The 22,406-nt window shown below is 27.2% G+C and carries 21 protein-coding genes; 18 read left to right on the forward strand and 3 right to left on the reverse strand.

Annotation, left to right across the window (positions count from 1 at the left end; all coding sequences use genetic code 11):
- Positions 1 to 7 precede the first annotated feature (7 nt).
- The 13 genes from soxX (at position 8) to ACTCCZ_RS01305 (ending at position 11,466) form a co-directional block, all read left to right on the forward strand.
- Positions 8 to 361, forward strand: coding sequence for a sulfur oxidation c-type cytochrome SoxX (soxX, locus tag ACTCCZ_RS01245; protein WP_079577379.1), 354 nt, complete (start codon positions 8 to 10; stop codon positions 359 to 361).
- 13 nt (positions 362 to 374) lie between these two features.
- A complete protein-coding gene (gene soxY / locus ACTCCZ_RS01250; protein WP_079577380.1) occupies positions 375 to 827 on the forward strand; it encodes a thiosulfate oxidation carrier protein SoxY in 453 nt (150 codons plus the stop codon).
- Positions 828 to 879: 52 nt separating this feature from the next.
- Positions 880 to 1,182: a thiosulfate oxidation carrier complex protein SoxZ gene (soxZ, locus tag ACTCCZ_RS01255; protein WP_079577381.1), complete on the forward strand. Its 303-nt coding sequence runs from the start codon at positions 880 to 882 to the stop codon at positions 1,180 to 1,182.
- 34 nt (positions 1,183 to 1,216) lie between these two features.
- Positions 1,217 to 2,131 (forward strand): sulfur oxidation c-type cytochrome SoxA, encoded by a 915-nt coding sequence (gene soxA / locus ACTCCZ_RS01260; protein WP_079577382.1) that lies wholly within the window; start codon positions 1,217 to 1,219, stop codon positions 2,129 to 2,131.
- Between the two features lie 12 nt (positions 2,132 to 2,143).
- A complete protein-coding gene (locus tag ACTCCZ_RS01265; RefSeq protein ID WP_119184354.1) occupies positions 2,144 to 2,581 on the forward strand; it encodes a hypothetical protein in 438 nt (145 codons plus the stop codon).
- Between the two features lie 16 nt (positions 2,582 to 2,597).
- The gene (locus tag ACTCCZ_RS01270; RefSeq protein ID WP_079577426.1) at positions 2,598 to 3,248 is read left to right on the forward strand and encodes a rhodanese-like domain-containing protein; all 651 of its coding nucleotides are present in this window, start codon (positions 2,598 to 2,600) and stop codon (positions 3,246 to 3,248) included.
- A gap of 12 nt (positions 3,249 to 3,260) precedes the next feature.
- A complete protein-coding gene (gene soxB / locus ACTCCZ_RS01275; protein ID WP_079577383.1) occupies positions 3,261 to 5,036 on the forward strand; it encodes a thiosulfohydrolase SoxB in 1,776 nt (591 codons plus the stop codon).
- Positions 5,037 to 5,123: 87 nt separating this feature from the next.
- Positions 5,124 to 5,915: a thioredoxin fold domain-containing protein gene (locus tag ACTCCZ_RS01280; protein ID WP_079577384.1), complete on the forward strand. Its 792-nt coding sequence runs from the start codon at positions 5,124 to 5,126 to the stop codon at positions 5,913 to 5,915.
- Positions 5,912 to 6,358, forward strand: coding sequence for an MOSC domain-containing protein (locus ACTCCZ_RS01285; RefSeq protein WP_079577385.1), 447 nt, complete (start codon positions 5,912 to 5,914; stop codon positions 6,356 to 6,358). The genes ACTCCZ_RS01280 and ACTCCZ_RS01285 overlap by 4 nt, the downstream gene beginning before the upstream one ends.
- A 3-nt stretch (positions 6,359 to 6,361) precedes the next feature.
- A complete protein-coding gene (locus ACTCCZ_RS01290) occupies positions 6,362 to 6,796 on the forward strand; it encodes a DsrE family protein (RefSeq protein WP_228145283.1) in 435 nt (144 codons plus the stop codon).
- An 11-nt stretch (positions 6,797 to 6,807) separates the two neighbouring features.
- Positions 6,808 to 7,581 (forward strand): alpha/beta hydrolase, encoded by a 774-nt coding sequence (locus tag ACTCCZ_RS01295; RefSeq protein ID WP_079577387.1) that lies wholly within the window; start codon positions 6,808 to 6,810, stop codon positions 7,579 to 7,581.
- 4 nt (positions 7,582 to 7,585) lie between these two features.
- Entirely contained in the window at positions 7,586 to 8,737 is a 1,152-nt protein-coding gene (locus ACTCCZ_RS01300; RefSeq protein ID WP_079577388.1) for an HD-GYP domain-containing protein, read from the forward strand.
- An 80-nt stretch (positions 8,738 to 8,817) separates the two neighbouring features.
- A complete protein-coding gene (locus ACTCCZ_RS01305; RefSeq protein ID WP_079577389.1) occupies positions 8,818 to 11,466 on the forward strand; it encodes a valine--tRNA ligase in 2,649 nt (882 codons plus the stop codon).
- 100 nt (positions 11,467 to 11,566) lie between these two features.
- Here ACTCCZ_RS01305 and ACTCCZ_RS01310 read toward each other — a convergent pair whose 3' ends face one another.
- Positions 11,567 to 11,911, reverse strand: coding sequence for a winged helix-turn-helix transcriptional regulator (locus tag ACTCCZ_RS01310; RefSeq protein WP_079577390.1), 345 nt, complete (start codon positions 11,909 to 11,911; stop codon positions 11,567 to 11,569).
- Positions 11,912 to 12,005: 94 nt separating this feature from the next.
- On the opposite strand from ACTCCZ_RS01310, the gene ACTCCZ_RS01315 reads away from it, so the two are divergent.
- From ACTCCZ_RS01315 to ACTCCZ_RS01330, 4 genes are all read left to right on the forward strand, one after another.
- Positions 12,006 to 13,070: an oxidoreductase gene (locus ACTCCZ_RS01315; RefSeq protein ID WP_079577391.1), complete on the forward strand. Its 1,065-nt coding sequence runs from the start codon at positions 12,006 to 12,008 to the stop codon at positions 13,068 to 13,070.
- 93 nt (positions 13,071 to 13,163) lie between these two features.
- The gene (locus ACTCCZ_RS01320) at positions 13,164 to 13,916 is read left to right on the forward strand and encodes a hypothetical protein (protein WP_079577392.1); all 753 of its coding nucleotides are present in this window, start codon (positions 13,164 to 13,166) and stop codon (positions 13,914 to 13,916) included.
- Positions 13,917 to 13,924: 8 nt separating this feature from the next.
- On the forward strand, positions 13,925 to 15,826 hold the full coding sequence (locus ACTCCZ_RS01325; RefSeq protein WP_079577393.1) for a sensor histidine kinase: 1,902 nt from the start codon (positions 13,925 to 13,927) through the stop codon (positions 15,824 to 15,826).
- Between the two features lie 4 nt (positions 15,827 to 15,830).
- Positions 15,831 to 16,499, forward strand: a complete 669-nt coding sequence (locus tag ACTCCZ_RS01330; RefSeq protein WP_079577394.1) for a response regulator transcription factor — start codon at positions 15,831 to 15,833, stop codon at positions 16,497 to 16,499.
- A gap of 8 nt (positions 16,500 to 16,507) precedes the next feature.
- On the opposite strand, the gene ACTCCZ_RS01335 is transcribed toward ACTCCZ_RS01330, so the two are convergent.
- The gene (locus tag ACTCCZ_RS01335) at positions 16,508 to 19,588 is read right to left on the reverse strand and encodes an efflux RND transporter permease subunit (protein WP_079577395.1); all 3,081 of its coding nucleotides are present in this window, start codon (positions 19,586 to 19,588) and stop codon (positions 16,508 to 16,510) included.
- Positions 19,589 to 19,862: 274 nt separating this feature from the next.
- Between ACTCCZ_RS01335 and ACTCCZ_RS01340 the strand changes: the two genes are divergently transcribed.
- Positions 19,863 to 20,165 (forward strand): hypothetical protein, encoded by a 303-nt coding sequence (locus ACTCCZ_RS01340; RefSeq protein ID WP_079577396.1) that lies wholly within the window; start codon positions 19,863 to 19,865, stop codon positions 20,163 to 20,165.
- 22 nt (positions 20,166 to 20,187) lie between these two features.
- Here the strand turns inward: ACTCCZ_RS01340 and ACTCCZ_RS01345 are convergent, their stop codons facing one another.
- Entirely contained in the window at positions 20,188 to 22,401 is a 2,214-nt protein-coding gene (locus tag ACTCCZ_RS01345; protein ID WP_079577397.1) for a bifunctional diguanylate cyclase/phosphodiesterase, read from the reverse strand.
- Between the last annotated feature and the right edge of the window lie 5 nt (positions 22,402 to 22,406).

The raw sequence follows: 22,406 nt of genomic DNA on the forward strand, positions 1-22,406 counted from the left end.
AGGTATTATGAAATTGAACAAAAGTTTATTATTTGCATTTATTACTTTTACAGTTTTTTCTGTAAGTGGTTTTGCTTCTAATAGTGAACTAATAAAAGAGGGAGAAAAGATTTTTAACACAAAAGATCTTGGTAATTGCTTAGCATGTCATGCAGTAAATGGAAAAGATATTAATGGTCCAGGAACAATGGGACCAAAGCTTCAATATTTATCAGCATGGCCAGAAGAGGCATTGTATGAGAAGATTTATAATCCTTATACAACAAATCCAATTTCTGCAATGCCTGCATTTGGTAAAAATGGTTGGTTAAGCCATGAACAAATACAAGCATTAGTTGCATATTTAAAAACAATAAATTAATAAAGGAAAAAAGATGTTAGAAAGAAGAAATTTTTTAGGACTTAGCGTATTGGCATTTGGTGTTGCAGCAGCTCCTCTTAATTTAAGTGCAGTAAATTTTAGAGAGACAAAACCAAATCTTTGGAAAGCAACAAAAGTTGATGATGCAATAAAAGAGTTATTTGGTACTACAAGTGCAACAGAGGGTAAGATAAAACTTAGAGCTCCTGATATTGCAGAAAATGGTGCTGTTATTCCTGTATCTTTTGAAACAGATTTAAAAGCTTCAAAAATAGCAGTTTTTCAAGATGCAAATCCAGAAAGTGCTGTTGCTGTATTTGATATACCTGATAATGCAATTATTGATTATGGTATTAGAATTAAGATGGCTGAAACAGGAACAGTTACTGTAGTCGCACAAGAGAATGGAAAACTATATAAAGTTTCAAAACTAGTAAAAGTAACAATTGGTGGATGTGGTGGTTGATTTTATTCAACTTATAATAAACAAATAATATCAATATGAAAAGGGATTTAAAATGGCAAAAACAAGAATTAAAGCAAAAGAAAAAAATGGTGTTGTAACTGTAAAAACTCTTTCAAAACACCCAATGTTAAGTTATGTAGAAGCAAAAAGAGCTAAAAAAGAAGTAAATTTTATTACACATTTTATGGCAGAAGCTAATGGAAAAGTAGTTTATGAAGTTTCAACTTCACAGTTTTTATCTAAAGACCCTTATATGAAGTTCAAATTTACAGGTGCAAAAAAAGGTGATAAAGTTACTATTACATGGGTTGATTTAAAAGGTAACAAAGACGTAAGTACAAAGAAAATTAGATAGATACTTAAAAAAGTTTTTACAACAAGGAGAGGGCATGTTAACTAGACTACTAAAAGCTAGTGTTTTAACATCATTTGCATTTTTTTCTTTAAATGCAACACAATTTGATGCACAAGCACAAAAAGATAAAGAAGAGTTAGTTAAGTATTTTGAAGCAAAATTTCAAGATCCTTACAAAGACAAAAATAGATTTTTTCTATACTCACCAGAAGAAGAGTTAAAAGATGGGTATGAGAAAGGATTAAAGCATATGGATTTTGGTATAGGAAGTTATTCTTATGCCAAAGATGCAAGAGAACAGTATGAAGCTATTAAGGAGTTTCCACCTTATGAAGATAAAATAGAAGATGGAGAAGATCTTTATACTAAAGAGTTTGCAAATGGAAATTCTTTAAAAACTTGTTTTCCTGATCCAACTATTGGAGGAGATTATCCATATTTTGACACAAAAAGAAAAGAAGTTATTTCTTTAACAACAGCAATAAATGAGTGTTTAGAAGCAAATAATGAAAAAAAATGGAATGTTAAAAAAGGGAAAATGGCAACTTTTCAAGCATTTTTAGCATATTCAACTGCAGAAGCACAAAAAAAGATGAATATAAAAATTCCAACAAAAGAAGCACAAGAAGCTTATGAAAGAGGTAAAGAGTATTATTATACTCAAAGAGGTTATTTAAAACTTTCATGTGCAACTTGTCATATTCAAGGTGCTGGACAAAGAGTTAGAAATGAAAAACTTTCTCCTTTATTAGGACAAGTTACACATTTTCCTGTACATAGATTAAAATGGGGTAGCTTAGGAACACTTGAAAGAAGAATGTCAGGCTGCATAAAAGATCAAGGGCAAGTTCCACCAAAAAATGATAGTAAACAAATGCATGAACTACTATATTTTATGGCATATATGTCAAATGGAATGCCAATTGATGGTCCAGATGTTAGAAAATAAAAGGAGAAAATTATGAATAAGTTACTAAATATTTCACTTGTATCAATAATTACTATAGTTTTTGGTGCTTGTGCATCTTCATCTTCTCCTAGTCTATCATCAATAAAAGATATTGATGTAGAAAAGGTTTGTAGTGTTGAAAATAATGGTATAGAAAAAGTTATACAAACAGCAAAAAAGTATAATGAAATTGCAAAGAAGAATGAATTGGAGTTTAGAAGACTTGGAGTTAATAATACAGATTTAATAATTTCAGTTGAAGAAGCAATAAAAACAGGTGCAAAAGAGGTTAATCCAAAAGATTTTAAAGGAAAAGCTTCAAAAACAAAGCTTCCTATAGATTTTGCAGCAATTAGAGCTTGTAAGTTTGCCATAACTGCATTGACACAAGCAAATGAAGCAAAAACATCTTGGAGATTAGCAGTTCCTGGCGATGGATATGAGTATTAATTTTAAAGGAAAAAATATGAGTTTATTAAAAAAGATTTTAGCAACATCGATGCTTACACTATTTTGTTTTTCATATAGTCAAGCAGAAAATGATAACTATGTACCAATTGTACCAGGTGTTAAATCTGTTGAGATTACATTAAACAACGAAACATTTACATTAAGTAGAGTACAAGATAAGAAAAATAAGATAATTGATCTTTACTCATACACAAGTTTTGGTGTTCCTCAACCTATGATTTTAGCAAAAGGCGTTGAAACAATAGGAGAAGTTGAATTAATAGATTATATGCAAAAAGCACAAACTGACTCTAGTATTGCAATTATTGATACTAGAACTCCTGGTTGGTATGTAAGATTAAGAATTCCTGGTGCTGTTAGTGTTCCATATACAAACTTCAAATATAAAGATGATGCAATTGATATGATGGAAGATTATATGGGAGTTATAGTAAAAGATGATGGAACATTGGATTTTTCAAAAGTAAAAACTGTTGTTCTTTATTGTAATGGTTATTGGTGTGGGCAAACTCCAACTATGGTTAAGTATGCAAAATACTCATTACTTAAAATTGGTTTCCCAGCTGAAAAAATAAAATACTATAGAGGTGGAATGCAAGCATGGACATCTTTAGGATACACTGTTACAGGTGATGCAGCAAAATAAAAGGATTTTTTAATGAGTAAGTTTAGCAGAAGAGAGTTTATTTATATGATGGCAATGCTTGGAGCATCTCCAATTTTTGCCAACTCTCATACAAGAATGACAAATACTGGTAATTTAGAAGATTATTATAAATTAAAGCCATTTGGAAATGCAAGGCTTATGCATATGACTGATTCTCATGCACAACTTTTACCTGTATATTTTAGAGAGCCAAGTGTTAACTTAGGATTTTATGATAACTATGGTAAGCCTCCTCATATTGTAGGAGAGAAACTTTTAGATTATTATGGAATTAAAGGAAATAAAAGGCTTGAATATGCTTATTCTTGTGTAAACTTTGAGAAATATGCAAAAGCAATTGGAAGAACAGGTGGTTATGCACAAATTAAAACTGTTGTGGATTTTTTGAAAAATAGTTTTGGAGAAGAAAAAACTCTTTTACTTGATGGTGGTGATACTTGGCAAGGAAGTGCGACTGCATTGTGGACAAGGGGTAAAGACATGGTAGGAGCTATGAATTTACTTGGAGTTGATATTGCTGTTGGGCATTGGGAATTTACTTATAAAGCACAAGAAGTACTTGATAATGTAAAAGATCTAGATGCTGAGTTCTTAGCTCAAAATGTAAAAGTTAAAGAGGCTGCATTATTTGAAGAGACAGAAATAGCAATGCAAGCTTATGATGAAGATTCTGGGCACGCTTTTAAACCATATACTATTAAAAAAATGGGTAATGCTAGAGTTGCTATTATTGGACAAGCATTTCCTTACACAACTATTGCAAATCCTCAAAGATTTATTCCTGATTGGAGTTTTTCTATCAATGATACTGGAATGCAAGAGCTTGTAAATGAAATAAAAGAGAATGAAAAACCAGATGCTGTAATTGTACTTTCTCACAATGGTTTTGATACTGATAAAAAGTTAGCAAATGTGGTTACTGGAATTGATTTTATTATGGGTGGACATACTCATGATGGTGTTCCAGAAGCAGTTCCTGTTAAAAATGCAAATGGTGTTACATATGTTTGTAATGCAGGTTCAAATGGTAAATTTTTAAATGTATTAGATTTAGATATTCAAAATGGAAAAATCAAAGACTTTAAATTTACTCTTCTTCCAATATTTTCTGATTTAATAAAAGAAGATAAAAAGATGAAAGAGTATATTAAAAGTGTAAGAAAGCCATATTTAGAAGATTTAAATAGACAAATTGCAACAACTGATGTAACTTTATTTAGAAGGGGTAATTTTAATGGTTCTTGGGATCAAATAATCTGTGATTCTTTACTTGAAGTTAAGCAAGCACAGATATCTTTATCTCCTGGATTTAGATGGGGAACATCTGTATTACCTGGACAAGTTATAACTTTTGATGATTTGATGACACAAACAGCTATGACATATCCTGAAACATATGCAAGAGATAGGAAAGGTAGTGATATAAAGTTAATACTTGAAGATGTAGCTGATAATCTATTTAATGAAGATCCATTTTATCAACAAGGTGGAGATATGGTAAGAACAGGTGGAATTTCTTATAAAATCAATCCAACTGAAAAAATTGGAAATAGAATTTCATCTATTACACTTACAAGTACAGGTGAAAAAATAGAAGCAAATAAATTGTACAAGGTTGCAGGTTGGTCAACTGTTGGATCAAAATCTGAGGGTGAACCAATTTGGAAAACTGTTGAAACATATTTAAAAAATGTAAAACATATTGGAAAACTAAATGTTGATACACCTGATATTGTTGGTGTAAAAGGTAATCCAGGAATTGTTTAAAGTAAAAAGTATAAAGAAATCTCTTTATACTTTTTCAAATTTATAAGATTTTATAAAAGATTTTATAAATTTGAAAAGGGGTAGAAAATGAGAAAAGTAGTTTTTTTTATTTTATTTGTAAACATATTTTTATTTGCTTCTTATGAAGAGGGTAAAAAAGTTTTTGAAAATAAATGTTCTTCATGTCATCAGCAGTTTATAGAAATAAAAAAAATAAAAGAGAATTTCTTTGAAAAAGATAATAAACTTTTAAATTTGAAAGCTCCAACTGCAAATATGCTAGCATATGCGATTATGGATAGTCCCAAAAAGATCGGAGATCCAAATGATAGTGAAATGAGAGAAATAGAAATTGAAGAGTATTTAAAATCATATTTAATAAAGCCAGATAAGTTTAATAGCATCTGTGATGAGCATATCTTGAAGTATTATGATGAAAAGCCTAGTATGAAAGGTGAATTAAGTGATGATGAATATGTAAACTTAGCAATCTTTTTTATGCAATATAGCAAACATAATAAAAGTAAAAAGGCAATTAAGGTAAATAGCGATTTTGATGAAGATGAGATTGTATTAAAAGCGCAACAAAATAATAAACTTATTTTAGTTTATGCAACTTCAAAAACCTGTTATTATTGTAAAAAAATGGATAGAGAAGTTTTTAGTGAAGCAAAGGTTCAAAAAAGTTTAAACAGTAACTATATTCTACTTGAAGTTGATGTAGATAATAAAGCTTTGCCTTTTAATCTTACAAAATATTATAAAAGAGTAACTCCTAGTTTTTTTGTTTTAAATAGTAATGCAGTTTTATTAAAAACATATGTTGGAAGTTGGAGTAAAAAAGACTTTTTAGATATATTAAAAGAGAATGTAAAATGATAAATTTAGGAAGAGTATTAGGTACATTTAGTGCCAAAAAAGATTCACAAAGTTCACCAAGACCACAAGTAAAAAGCCTAAATCTTATTACAGGATATGGAATAGCTTTTGATAAATTTGCAGGAAAAGAGCTTGATAAATCTGTAATGATTGTAGGAATAAAAGCTTATGAAATAGCAAAAGAGAATAATATTGATTTAGTTTATGGAAGTTTAGGCGAAAATATTCTTTTAGATTTTGATCCACATGAGTTTAAAGTAGGAGATATATTTTATATAAATAACTGTGCAATACAAATAACTGAAAGTTGTACTGTTTGTAAGCATTTAAGTAAGTTTGATAATAAGTTACCAAAGCTTTTAAAAAATAATAGAGGCTTATATTGCAAAATAATAAGTGATGGTGAAATAACAGAGCAAATGCAAGTAAAAATCAAAGGATAAATTATGAGAATGTTGGTTTTAGTTTTATTAGTAAGTATAGTTTGTTTTGCAAGGGATTTTTCAAATCCTAAACCTAGTTTTGATGAACCAAGAAAAGTTGTCTACTCTTTACATGTTGGTGATTTAGAAACAATAAATCATACCTTGAGTTCTATGTATAATATATTAAAAGAGTATCCAAGTGAGAGTTTGAAAATTGTAGTTGTTGCATATGGAAAAGGTGTAAAATCTTTAAAAAAAGATTATGACAAAGCCACTCTTACAAGAATTAAGTCTTTAATGCAATATGATGTGGAGTTTATAGTTTGTAAAAATACAATGGAGACTATGAATTGGAAAGAAAAAGATTTTATTAATGGAGTTGATTTTACTCAAGCAGGTATTGTTGAGGTAATTGAAAGACAAGTTGATGGATATATAGGAATTACAGCTTATTAAAAGGAGAACAGATGTTTATAAAAAAACTTATTTTTACTATTTTTGTAGCAAGTGGATTATTAAATGCTTCTACTGTTACAAAAGAAGAGTGTGAGAAACAAGGGGAAAGTTATATTTTTGCTGGTGGTGAGTGTATCAACTTTAAAAAGTATAATGGAGAGACAAAAGGTAAGTTAAATATAGTTGTTCATGGTAAATGGGATGAAAAAACTAACACATTAGGAAGATATGCCCCTTTTGCTGAAAATTTATCTTTTGAAACAGACATAAATACAGTTGCTATTGCGCTTCCTGGATACTCAAACTCTTCAACAAATAATATAAAATCACTTTCAAGTGGTGAGAATCTTGCTTTTACTAAAGAGTATGTTGAGTTATTATCTTCATTGGTTTCACAACTAAAAACAAAATACAATGCAAATATAGTAACTTATATAGGACATAGTGCAGGTTGTACAATGGGAATAAATCTAGTTGGAGAAAAACCTTTTTTAATTAATAACTTGCTTTGTGCTGGTGGAAGTTACAAACTTGATGAAAAAAATAAATCTAAAGATAAAATTTCTGCTATGGATGTTATTGACAATATTGATAGACGAACAAAAATTGTTTTAGTTTATGGAAGTGAAGATAAAATATCAACTCCAAAACAGACAAAAGATTTTTATGAATTTGCTAAAAAAGAGGGTTTAGATGTAAAACTTGTAGAAGCAACTGGTTCACAGCATTTGGATTTAGATATGACAGAAGCTTCTGTAAATGCAATAGTTGAATTAGTTGAGTAGTAAAATGGATAAAAAAAAAGAGATTTTATTTAATTTAAATAACTTTTTATTATCAACATCAATAGTTTTAGATTATGTAAATAATGAAAAAAAAGCTACTAAGCTTGGGCATTTGAAAAGAGTTAGTTATATAGCTTTAAGTTTAGGAGTTATATTAAAACTAGATAATAAGCAACTTAGTGATTTGTGTTCTTACTCTTTATGCTCAAGTTTAGCTTTAAATCAAGCCAGTGATAATAAAACTTTATGCGAATTATCAAATGAGTATGTAAAAGATTTTCCTTTTATACAAAAACAAAAAGATATACTGCTTTATCAAAAAGAACATTTTGATGGAAGTGGAATCTTTGGCTTGAAAAATGAACAGATACCTCTGTTTTCTCAAATCATCTTTTTTGCAACAAACTTGGATGAAGAGTTTGATTTATCAAGTTTTGACCCAGTAAAAAAAGAGAAAATATTAAACTATGTAAAGTTAAATGAAAATAAACTTTTTTCAAAGCAGATTGTAGATAGTTTTTTTAAGCTTAATGAGTCAATTAACTTTTGGTTAGATTTAGAAAATGAATCAGATATATTACTATTTATTTATACACTACTTGAAGATTTTTCACAAGTATTAGAGTTTGAAGTATTATTAAAAATTGCAAATATTTTTCTAAAACTTGTTGAACCACAAAGTAAATTGCTTGATAATATAGGAAAAATTAGTGACTTTTATGCCTTAGAACACAAAGATAAAATAACACTACAAATAGCAGCAGGTTTTTGCAAGATTGGAAAACTTGCAGTTTCTAAAGATATACTTGAAAAAATTGAACCTTTAGATATATATGAAAAAGAACAAATTAAAACATATCCATATTATACAAAAAAAGTTTTGTCTAATATCATGGGATTTAATGATATTGCATCTTGGGCTATGAAAGTTCAAGAAAGATTAGATGCAAGTGGATATATTTTTGGTTTTGAAAACAAAAGTTTAAGTTTTAAAGATAGGGTTTTAATTAATGCAAATGTTTATGATGCTTTATTGCAAGAAAAAGCTTATAGAAAAGCCTATAGTAAAGAAGAAGCAATAAAAATAATGAAAAATGAGTCATCAAAACTTGATATTTCTATCACAAATGACATGGCAGTTATATTTAAAATATGAGCTTAAATAAAATATTTATAAAATTCCATACTAAGTAAAATATAGATATAATCGCGCATATTTAATTGATAGGAATTTTAATGAGTGAAAAATACGAACCGTCAAAAATAGAAGATAAATTTTATAAAATATGGGAAGATAGAGGATATTTTGAAGTAGATGGAAATAAATCTATTCAAGAAAAAGATAAAAATTTTGCAATTATGATGCCACCTCCAAATGTTACAGGAAGTTTACATATTGGACACGCACTTACATTTACTTTACAAGATATTGTTACTAGATATAAAAGAATGGATGGCTTTAAAACTTTATGGCAACCAGGAACTGATCATGCTGGAATTGCTACGCAAAATGTTGTTGAAAAACAAATTTTAGCTGAGGGTAAGACTAAAGAAGAGATAGGAAGAGAAGAGTTTTTAAAAAGAGCTTGGAAGCAAAAAGAGACAAGTGGTGGAAATATTGTTCATCAAATGAGAAAATTAGGGGTTACTCCTGCTTGGAAGCGTGAACGATTTACTATGGATGAGGGCTTACAAGAAGCTGTAAAAGAGGCTTTTGTATCTTTATATAATGAAGGGCATATTACTCAAAATAATTACATGGTAAATTGGTGTACACACGATGGTGCCCTTTCTGATATTGAAGTTGAACATGAAGAAGTAAGTGGAAACTTCTATCATATGAATTATCATTTTGCTGATGGTAGTGGTCATATCACAGTTGCTACTACTAGACCTGAAACATACTTTGGTGATACTGCTATTATGGTACATCCAGATGATAAAAGATATACAGATATTGTAGGAAAAGAAGTACTTCTTCCTTTAACAAATAGAAAAATCAAAATTATTACTGACTCTTATGTTGATATGGAGTTTGGAACAGGTATTGTAAAAGTTACTCCAGCTCACGATCAAAATGACTACGAAGTTGGTATTAGACATAACTTAGAATTTATTAAAGTATTTGATGAAAAAGGTATTTTAAATGAATACTGCGGAGAGTTTGCAGGGCTTGAAAGACTAGAAGCTAGAAAGCCAATTGTAGAAAAACTACAAGCAAAGGGTTATATCGTAAAAATTGAAGAACATATTCATCAAGTAGGGCATTGCTATAGATGTAAAAATATTGTTGAGCCATTTATTTCTCAACAATGGTTTTTAAGCTCAGATATGGCTCAAGAATCTATTAGAAAAACAAAAGAGATTACAAAAGAGAGATCAAAAAGTGGTGAGCACAATGGAACACTATTTCATCCATCTCACTGGATAAATTCATATACAGCTTGGATGGATGAATTAAGACCATGGTGTATTTCAAGACAACTTTGGTGGGGGCATAGAATTCCTGTGTTTACATGTGATGATTGTAATCACCAATGGGCTGATAAAGCTGATGAACCAGAAGAGTGTCCAAAATGTAAAAGTAAAAAATATACTCAAGATCCAGATGTTCTTGATACTTGGTTCTCATCTGCACTTTGGGCAATGTCACCTTTAGGTTGGGGTAATAATGGTAAACTAAAAGATTTATATAACTCAACTGATGAAGCAGACTTTTATCCAAATAGTTTATTAATTACTGGTTTTGATATCATGTTTTTTTGGGTAGCAAGAATGATGATGATGGGTGAACACTTTAAAAAAGAGTTACCATTTGAAGATATTTATATGCATGCTTTAGTAAGAGATGAACATGGGGCAAAAATGTCTAAAAGTAAAGGTAATGTAATTGACCCGCTTGATATGGTAAATGAACATAGTGCTGATATTATAAGATTTACTTTGGCATATCTTTGTGTTCAAGGAAGAGATATAAAACTAGGAGCTAAAAACCTAGAGCAATTTAGAAACTTTACAAACAAACTTTATAATGCTTCAAACTTTTTACAACTAAATGTGGATACTTTCCCTGATTTAAAAGATATTCAAATTAAAACACCACTTGGTATTTATATGCAAAGTAGATTAAGTGATGCAGTTGATGAAGTAAGAACTACTTTGGATACATATAAATTCAATGAAGCTGCAAGTACTTTATATAAGTTTGTATGGAATGAGTTTTGTGATTGGGGTATTGAGTATGCAAAAGCTAGTAAAGAATCAATTATTGAACTTGGAGCAATTTTTAAAGAGACATTAAAGATGGTAAGTCCATTTATGCCATTTATTTCTGACTTTTTATATCATAAATTAAGTGGAACATCTTTGGAAGAGGGTGAGTCACTAATGATTACAAACTTTCCAAAAGAGATAAAAAAAGATCTAAAAGTTGAAGCAGATTTTGCCATTATTCAAGAAGCTATTGTATCAGTTAGAAGAGCAAAAGTTATCATAGATATGGGTAATAGTAAGATTGCAAAAGCATATATTAAACTTGATAAGCAAATTGATACAAATATGGCAAAGCCTTTTATAGAAAAACTTTCAAAAGTAGAAAATATAGAGTTTGTTGATGCAAAAGTAGAAAACTCTATAACAGATGTAAGTGATAATTTAGAAGTTTATTTACCAACAGGTGAGATTGATATGACACCTATTATTAATAAACTAACTCGTCAAAAAGAAAAATTAGAAAAAGAAATAGGAAAATTATCAGGAATGTTATCAAATGAAAGATTTGTAGCAAATGCTCCTGCTAATGTTATAGAAGAGAATAAAGCTGGATTATCTTCAGCAAAAGAGAAACTTGTAAAAGTAGAAGCTGAACTTAAATCTTTGAGTTAATTGAATTATTTGTATAAATAAAAGCAAGCCTTGTTGTTTGCACTCTCTTTAAGAAAATCATCATGAGCTTTAAGGCCCTTGATGATTTTCTATTTATTGTTTACTTTTTTATTTCTGCATATTCTTCAGCCATTTCATCTCCCCATTTTGATAATTGGTGAAAAATCGGTATAAGCTTTTGTCCATTTTTTGTTATTGAATATTCTACTTTAGGTGGTATAACTGGATAGACTTTTCTTGAGATAAGTTTATGTTTTTCCAAATCTCTAAGGGTTTGAGTTAACATTTTTTGTGTAATCTTTCCTAAAATTTTATGAATTTCGTTATATCTCATAGTCTTCTTACTAAGATGCCAAAGAACAAGCCCTTTCCACTTCCCAGATACGATATCAAGGACAAACTCAAATGAACATGTATAATCTTTTTCTTTATATTTTATCTGCATTAGTATCCTTTTGGTATGTATATACCTTTTGAGGTAGTTCTTGACAATATAACATATAAAAGTTAAAGTTTCAAAAAAATAAAAGGAAATAATTATGAAGGAAAATTCAATTTTATTCTCTCCTATTTCTTTAGGAAATCTAACTTTAAAAAATCGAATTGCAATGGCACCAATGACAAGAACACAGGCTAAGAATAACATTCCAACAGAAGATATGATAAATTATTATGATAGAAGAGCAAAAGGTGGCACAGCATTAATAATAAGTGAAGGAACATTTGTAAACCATGAAGTTGCAAATGGTAATTTTAATGCTCCTGCATTTTATGGTGATGCTTTAATTATGTGGAAAAAACTAGTAGACAAAGTTCACGCCTCAGGTGCAAAGATAATACCACAACTTTGGCATGCAGGAAATACTAGAAAACTAGGAGTAACTCCTAATGAAAATATGGTAAGTATTGGTCCAATGGATGAATACATTAAGGGCAAACAAACTGTAAGAGCTATGAGTCAAAATGATATAGATGAAGTAATAAAGGCATTTACAAAAGCTGCACTTGATGCAAAAGAGTTAAATTTTGACGGAATAGAACTTCTTGCTGCCCATGGATATTTGATAGATCAATTTTTTTGGGAAAAGACAAATCAAAGAACAGATAAATATGGAGGAACATTTACTAATAGATTGCGTTTTGCAAATGAATTAATAAAGTCAATAAAAAAAGCAGTAGGAAAAGATTTTCCAGTAGTATTTCGTTTTTCACAATGGAAAACTATAGATTATGATGCAAAAATAGCTAAAGACGAAAAAGAATTAAAAGAGCTTCTTTTATCACTAGTTAAAGCAGGAGTTGATATATTTCATGTTAGTGAGAGAAGATTTTGGATGCCAGCTTTTAAAAAATCACCACTTACTCTTGCAACTTTGACAAAAAAAATAACAAATAAACCTGTAATAACAGTGGGAAATATAGGACTTGATGAAGACTTAGAAACTATTAAATTAGTAGAAAAAAAGCTAAAAGATAATGAGTTTGATATAGTTGCAGTGGGAAGAGCTTTATTAGCTGATGCTAATTGGGTAAATAAAATAAAAGAAAATAGAATAAATGAAATAATTCCTTTTTCAAAAGAATGCTTAAATAAATTAGATTAAAATAATTAATTTTTATACAAGGAAAGATGTATTTTATGTATCAATATGTTAAAATAAGGTAAATTTATAATTCTTACATAAGGAAGCTAAAAAGTGTACAAAAATTTTATATTTATATATGTTTTAATTATACTTTTTAGCGGTTGTGCATCAAATAGTAATATAAAAAGCGTATTTCAAACACAAAAAGCAAATGAAATCTCTAAAGATTATAAGCAAATAATGAATTATTTGCATAAGTATAAAGTAAAACTTGATAAAAGAAATCCAAAATATTATAATAAAACTTTAGAAAAAGCGATTTATAGTCAAATAAATAGTGGTGAAACCTTTGTAACTTTAAGAGATTTTGATGGAAAAAAACTGCAAAACTTTAAACAATATCTTGATTTGGCTTTTGATAAAAAAGGTCTTTTAAATAGAAATGATTATTTAATACTTGGGGTTTATTATATGATTTATGATGCTTATTTAATTGCAGGACAACATAAATTTACAGCATTAAACTATGATAAAGAAAAATTAGAAAAACTATATAAAAATCTGCATATTTTAAAATGGAAAATAAGAACTTCAAAAGATATAAATGGTAACTATCTATTTTTAACTTGGCAAAATAATTGGCAAGTTGAATATATGAAAAAAAGATTTGATGATTTAAATAATTTAAAAGATTTAAAATCAATTGTTGAAAATAAAGAGAGTTTATTGTCACACTCTAATTTCTCTTTTGAAGTGTTGCTATCTCTTATGATACATAAAGTAGAAAATAGTTTAGAAGATATTGGTGCTGAACCCTCAGATATTACTTTTGATACATTAACATCATTAGTATTTATAATATAAGAGTAAAAATGAAGAATCTTAAAAAATATCTTTTTTTATTGTTGCTTTTTTTTAATACCTTGTATTCTGAAACTTTAGTTATCGAAAATAACAATAATGAAATTAGAAAATTAGATAAATATTTAACTTTTAATAAAAATGATTTTCCCATTGAAACTATAGTACATGAAAACTTTAGAAAATTTAGTATTCATGATAATTCAAATTTTAAATTTTCACAAAATATCTATTGGCTAAAATTGGAAATCAATAATAAATCTTCCAAACAACAGCTTTTTAGAATAGATAACTTTTTAATTGATGAGCTTAATATCTATTTTTTTAAAGATAGTAAGTTAATCAAAAAATATCAAAATGGCATAAAATACAACAACTTATGTGAGTTTTCAGACTACAATAGATATGCATATGAGATACCAAAAGGTAAAAGTACACTTTATATTAAAATCGATTCCTCTTTTTCTCTTTTAATTCCTATGCATATAGTTTCAAAAGAACAATTTTATAAACAAAGGGATTTTGAAAATATATTTAATAGCTCATTTTATGCTGCTTTATTTTTGATGTTTTTTTATAATTTTTTTATATTTTTAGTTTCCAAAGTAAAAATTTATAAATACTATTTAGGCTACATTATAGGAGTATTTGGTTTTTTATTTTTTTATGATGGGTATTTGACTTATCTTTTATTCTCTTCATTTCCTATTTTAAATGAGTTATTATCTTGCATCTTTTTTATAATAACTTTTATCTCAATTGCAAAGTTCTCTTCTAATTTATTTCAAAGTAGAAGAAATGCTTTTGTTTTATATAGAATTTTAATGCTTACTTCAATTTGTATTCTTCCTTTGGTTTCAATAATTGGAGTTTTGATTGCATTTCTTGATTCATCTTTTCTTTATTTGATTCAAAAATATTTGCTTTTATGTACAATATTAATTACATTATTGATAATTTCTATTTCAATTAGATATTTAATTATAACAGAAGAGAAAATCTCGAAAATATATGCTTTTATTTGGACAATATTTATGGTTGTTACTTTAACTTTTATTGTAAATATTGTTTTAGGATTTATTGATACAAATTTAATGACAAAAATCCTAAAAGTTAATATTTTATTGGAAATTGTTATGATGTCACTTTTAATTGCATATAGATTAAAACTAAGTAATGAAAAAAATTTAAAATTAAAAATAAAAAATAAAGAACAAGAGCTTTACATACTTAGGCAAACAAGATTAGCCTCATTTGGTGAAGTATTAAACTCAATTGTACATGAATGGAAACAACCATTACATAGAATAAATATGATATCTTTAAATTTAGAAACAACATATAACAAAAAAAATTTAACAAAAGAGTATTTATCTAATCAATTAAATGAAATAGAGCAACAAACTAAATATATGAATGATACTGTTACTCAATTTTTAGACTATTTTAGTCCACAAAAAAACAAAGAAGAGTTTTATTTGATTGATTGTGCAAAAGAGGCAATTAAATTATTAGATATTAAATTTAATAAAAATTCAGTAAATCATTTGATAAACTGTAAAAATACTAAAATTAAAACAGTAGGATATAAAAAAGAGTATATTCAAGTTATAATTATATTGTTAAACAATTCCATTGATGCAATAATAAAAGAAAAAATCAAAAATCCAACAATTACCTTGGAGATTATAGAAGAAAAACATAAAAGAATTTTTTCTGTTATTGATAATGCAGGAGGAATAAAAGTAAAGCCAATAGAGAAGATTTTTGATGCAAATATCTCAACAAAAGACGAAAAAGTAAACTCAGGAATTGGACTTTTTATTGCAAAAAGGATAATTGAAGATAATATGAATAAGAAATTAATTTGTAAAAATCATGCCAATGGAGCAAAATTTAGTATTATAGGATGAAAAAATGAAACTTTTATTTGTAGAAGATGATGAACTTTTGAGAAAAAGTTATAGTATTTATTTAGAAGAGTTGTTCGATGAAATAATTGAAGCAGCAGATGGAAAAGAGGGCTTAGAGATGTACTATAAACATAAGCCAGATATAATCATGCTTGATATTAGTATGCCTTTTATAAATGGCATGGATGTTGTCAAAGAGATAAGAAAAGAAGATAAAGATGTTACAATTATTGTACTTTCTGCACATAGTGATAAGGCATATTTATTTGATGCAATTGAATTAAATATTTTTAAATATTTAGTTAAACCTCTTCCAAGAAGTCTTTTTAAAGAATCAATTTTAAAAGCTATTGAAAATAGAAAAGGCATAAATCAAGAGAATATAGTCCATTTAGAAGATGGCTTCACTTGGGATAACTATAATAAAATATTAAAAAAAGAGAATAAAGAAGTTGATTTAACAAAAAATGAGTATACTATTTTAGGAAAGTTTTGTAATGAAGATGTACACTATTTTACATTAATGGATTTATTTAAATCAATTTATGGTGAAAATGAAGAGTACAGTGAAAATAAAATCATGATGATTTTAAAAAGATTTAGAAAGAAAACTTCAACTAAAATTATTAAAAATATATATGGAATGGGATATAAATTTAGTATTTTAAAGTAGAGAAAACTCTACTTTAGTTTATGTGAAATAGTATAAAGAACAGGAAGATATACAAGATTTAGTATTGTTCCCCAAGCTAGACCAAAACCAAGTGCTATGGCTATTGGTTGGAAAATAACAGCTTGACCTGTTGGAAAGAAAATAAGTGAACTCATACCAATTAGTGTTGTTATTGTTGTAAGTATAATTGGTCTAAATCTTTTTGATGCTCTATAAAATATTTGTTCTATATTTTTTGCTTTTTTCAAGTATGTCATCATAATAATTCCATCATTTATTACAACTCCTGCTAATCCTAATGCTCCAATAATTGATGGCATAGAAAGATTTAATCCCATAAGTTTGTGACCAATTAGTACACCTAAGATTGAAAAAGGAATAATACTCATTAGTATAAAAGTATCTCTAAAAGAGTTAAATAAATAAAGCATAGCAAGCATTATTAATAATAACGCAAGTGAAGTAGCATAAAGCATATCATTTTTTAAGTCTTTTCTTTTCTCTGCTTCACCTTTAAATATTAGCCTTACTCCATCTTTTTCTATTTTTTCTAAAGTTTTTTCTATTTTACTAGTAACTTCAGAAGCTGTTATAATATCTGAGTTTACATTTGCATAAACATAAAAATTCTTTTGTGTATTATCTTTTACTAATTGCTCAAATGATCTAATAATATCAAATCTTGCTATTTCATATAGTCTTACAAACTGTCCATTTGGTAGTGGTATTTCTACATTTTTAAAATTTTCATAATTGTCTTTATTTATGCTTCTTATTTTAATATCTAGCATCTCTTTTTCATCAAAAGAGACAGATTTTTTCTTCTCTAAATATAAGTTTGATAAATATGAGCCAATAAAACTCTCTGTAAGCCCAAGTTTTTGACCATACTCGTTTACTTTTATTTTTATCTCATCAATACCAAATTTTAGTGAATTTGAAGTAGAAACTACACCATCTATTGATTCAATTTTCTTAGTTAAAAGTTCTACATTTTTAATTATTTTTTGATTGTCATCTGAGGCTAAACCAATTTTTATATCTGATTTAACAGGACCTACTTTTTTTTCTAAAATAACTAATTCACTTAAATTAAATTTCTCTTTGTATTTTTTATCTTCTAAAAATTTTTTTAATTTTTTTGCAATAACTTTAGACTTTTCAGTTCTTTCTCTTCCTTCTTTATCATAATAAAAACTCAAATAAGGAGTTACATATTTGTCTAAAAAGTTCATCTGTTTTAATTTTTTTAACTCAACTGTCATATACATTACATAAGGAAATCTTTCTGTATTATTTCCTGTATCTCTTCTAAAACCAGCAACAGAATCAATACTTCTAATAAAAAATCTTTTTTCTTCTTTTATTAAATCTGCTTCAATACTTTGAACTATTTTATATGCATCTTCAAGCTTTGTATTTTCATTTGCTTTTATTGATATTTTTACATCAGTTGCATCAAAGTTTGGAAACATTTGGAATTTTGAAGATTTAATTGCCATAAATGTAGCAACCGGTACTAGTATTATAAAAAGAATTAAAAAACTTTTTTTCCATCTCATAAAAAAGTGGATTACTTCACTATATATTTTATTTGCTTTTTCCCATGAAGTAACTTTTGAACCACTTTTTAATGTATGGGATGCATGAATTGGAAGAAAGATAAATGATTCAATTAATGAAGCAACAAGTAATGCACTTAATGCAATAGGAATTAGTTTCATTACTTCACCCATAGTTCCACTAATCATTAAAATAGGTAAAAATGAAAAAAGAGTTGTCATTGATGCAATAGTAACAGGTTTTACCATCTCTTTTGCACCAAGTATAGCTGCTTCTTTAGGTTCATAACCCTCTTCAATGTGTTGTTGTATATTTTCACTTACAACAATCGCATCATCAACTACAATACCAATTGCAATAAGTACACCAACTAGTGATATCATATTTATTGTATATCCAAAAACATACATATAAATAGCAGCTATAACAAATGATGTTGGAATACCAATAGCAATAATTGCAGACATTCTAAAGTTAATTAATAAAGCAACAAGTATTGTAATTAATATAATTCCAAGTAAAATATTTGAAATAACAATATTAAGTCTATCTTGAATTCTTTCACTATTATCATCTGCAATAGTAATATGTATATCACTATTTTCTTTATTTATCTTTTTTAATAGCTCTTTCATATTACGAGAAACTTTAAGTGCATCTGATGTTTCTGATTGCTCAACTGCTAAAGATAGTGCATTTTCTCCATTAAAAGAAAAAAGAGTTGAAGAGTCTTCATATCTTTTTTTTACTGTTGCTATATCTTTTAAATATAAAGTTTTATTCGATATTTTTATTAAGCTATTTTCAAAATCTATTGCATTTTTAGCTCCATTATAAGTTGAAAGATAAAAGTGTTTTTTACTTCCTTCAATTTTACCTATTGGGAAAATATAAGATAAGTTTGAAATGACACTAAATACATCGTTTTTGTTTAAATTCAATGCCTCAATTTTTCTATCATCTAAAAGTACTTCAAAATACTTATCTGAATCTCCATATATTGATACATCTCCAACTCCATCAACTCCTAAAATCTTACTTTTAAGTTGTGTTGCAAAAGGTTTTAACTCATCAGTTGAATACTTTTTTGAAGTTAATGTAACATCAATAAGTTTTTTGTATCTTTCAACTACATTAACACTGGGCTCGTCCATATCTGAGGGCAGATTTGATTTTGTCAAAGTAATAGTATCTTTTACTTTATCTGCAATGTTATATCTATTTTGACCTTTGATTAACTCTAAAACAATTGTAAATCTACTAGGACTAATTACGGTTGTTATCTCTTTAATTCCTGTGATATTTTTTAGATTATCTTCAATCTCAGTTACTGCCATTTTATCAAGTATATCAACACTAGCTCCACTATAAGAACCATTTATAGATATCATATCTAAATCAAAATTTGGGAATATTTCTTTTGGTGTTTTAGTATAAGAGTAGATTCCAATTGCAAAAATTAAAAAAAACAATGTGTAGTTCATTCTTGCATTTTCTACAAAAAATCTTAAAAATTTTTCAAACATTAATTACCTTTATTAAAAGCTGTATTATAATTCATATTTATTAATAAAGAATTAATGTTTAATTAAAATGGCTTGATTATGTCATTTTTATTCTTTTTTTATATGAAAATGAATAAAAAAAAAGTTACAAATTAAAGCTTGTTTTCAATTTTAAAAAATGAAAAAAATAGACTATTTTTTATACATGAAATGTTGCTAAATTGTTCTTTTTATAAACTATAATTTAATTATATAATTTAAGGAGTTTATTATAACATCACTACAAGTTTCACAAATGAATGAGATAGAGTTGATTCGTTTAGCCAAAGTAAGCAACAAAGAGAATATATTAAAACTTTTAGCTCAAAGTATTTATACAAGCGTTAGAAGATGTGTTGCAAAGAACTATAATAGTTCAGAAAAGATAATAAATGCATTAGTTAATGATTCTGCACAAAATGTCTCTTTCTTTGCAAATTTAAATCCTAAGTGCAAAATAAAAAGAGAAATTAAAGCCTCTAACCCTTGTACTTTATGTGAAGTTGATGAAGAAGAGTATGCTACAAAATGTATCAATTGTCCAAAAATAATTTCTTAATTTTTTGGACAATTTTTAGATACTATCTACTTGCTGCATAGACATTTAATTCTTTTACTTTTTGTAAATCTTCATCATCTTTAATATTCTCTGCAAATAGTTTTATATTCAAAAGATGTGTTAATTCAACCATTGCTTCTATAAAACTTTGTTTTGAAGGATCATTTTTTACATTGTTACTATATTCTCTTGCAAGTCTTATATAATCTAAATCAAGATTTTTAATATCATCTAATGCAATAAATTTTGATTCAAATCTTTTTATAATTACTTTTGCCTCTAATTCATGTATTACAGTAACAAAATCTTTGAACTTCTCAATATCTTTAGTAACTGCATAAGCTGTAAGAGAAAATACAAGTTGATGAGATATATCTTTGTGTTTGTAAAGTGTTTGTCTAAGCCAAAGAATAAAGTTTAAATCATCAATTGAATCAAGTGATAAGTTAATTGAAATTGAGTGCTTGATATTTTCTAGTTTTATATCACTAATAACTTTAGAAATAACCGCTTTATCAAAATCTACTATCTTTTCATACTGTTCTGCTATAGATACAAAAGTACCAATAGGAATATCTTTATTATCTAAATCATATGCTTTTGTAAAGGCTTCTTGCATTACAAGTTTGTTTTCATCTTCGCCATTTAGAACTTTTGCATCACCTATATAGCTTATTTCAAATCTTTGATTTTCTATAATATCAAAGATTAAAGTTCTCCATGCTTTCATATCTCTTACTAAATCATCACTATCTCTAATAAAAGCTTCATTTGGACCTATTAATTTTGCTTTTTCATAAGCTTCATTTGCAGCATGAAGCATTTGATCTGTCGTTCCAATAGGATTAAAAGGTGTTGCTCCAATATGTGCGATTTCATCTTTGCCAATTTCACTTGCAAGGTTTTCAAACTCTCTTTTTATTGTAGCTGTTAACTCTTGAGCTTGTTCATAGTTTATTCCATCTGTAATTAATGCAAACTCAGAACCATAAAATCTATAAGCACTAATATTTATATTTTCACAAGCTTTACACTCTTTTAAAATTGAAGCAAATTTTTTGATAAATTTATTTACTTCTTCATTTGTATGCTGTTTTGCAAACTCTCCTAAATCATCAATTTTTATAGTAAAAATATAACCATTTGATTTAGATATAAACATTTTTTTCATATCTGTTTCAAATGTTTGTTTTAAATTTAATCCTGTAAGTTCATCTTTTGATAACTTTTGAGTTATATTTTCTAAGTTTTTATTTAATTTTGTAATTACTGATTCTATTTTTATTGACATTTCATTCATTGAAATTGCAACATTTCTAATTTCAGTAGTCCAAGGAAGTTTATCAATAGTTTTAAAATTTCCTATTGCAATACTTCTTGCAAGTTTTTCTATATTTTTAAGTGGTTTTAAAAGATATTGAACAAATACAAAAAGTAATAGCATTGATATTATAAATGCTATTATTGAGTATATAACTCCACTTTTTGCTTGTTCGTACAGTTTTGCATAAGCATCCCCTGCATTTGCACTTACATAAATAGTTGCAGTAGTTTTCCAACCATTACTTATTTGACTCTCCATCTCTTTTAAGTTTATTGAAATTGCATTTACGAACCATTGTGGAACATATTCAAATTTCTCATCTCTTGTTACTTTTACGATTGTATTGTCAATAACAATTGTTGAAAAAGTATTAATGCTTTTTTTGTCTTTTAAAGCTGTAAAGTAAATTTTTATGTTTTTTTGCTTTAAATCTCCATTTGGAATAAACTTATATTGAGTAGGCTTACTTTTTTTAAGATGAAGCTCTTGATTATTCTCTAAAGCTTCAAGCTCTTGCATTAAATCTAAATCATCGCTATTAGTTTCTATATTTCCAAGGTTTTTATCTACTTTTATATTTTCTATTTCCCAACTATTATCAATGCTTTTATCGTTTGCATTTTTTATAAGTTGTGCTTTTTTAATAGTAAAAAGTGTATCTTCAAGTCTTATCTCTTTATAAAAACCTCTATTTGCAATAGCATTTATTATTGATTTTATTTCTGCATCATTTTTATCTTTCATAAGTCCTTTTAGACTCATTCCAAGTGCAGTTGCAGTATCTTGTGCTTTTGTACTAGCTTCTGTTTCAAGATACTCTTTTGCATTTTTTACACTTATAATAAAATTACCTGTAAAAATAATCAAAAAGATAAATGCTATTATGATATATAACTGTTTTGATAATGACATGTTTT

This window comes from Malaciobacter sp. (genome assembly GCF_055140965.1).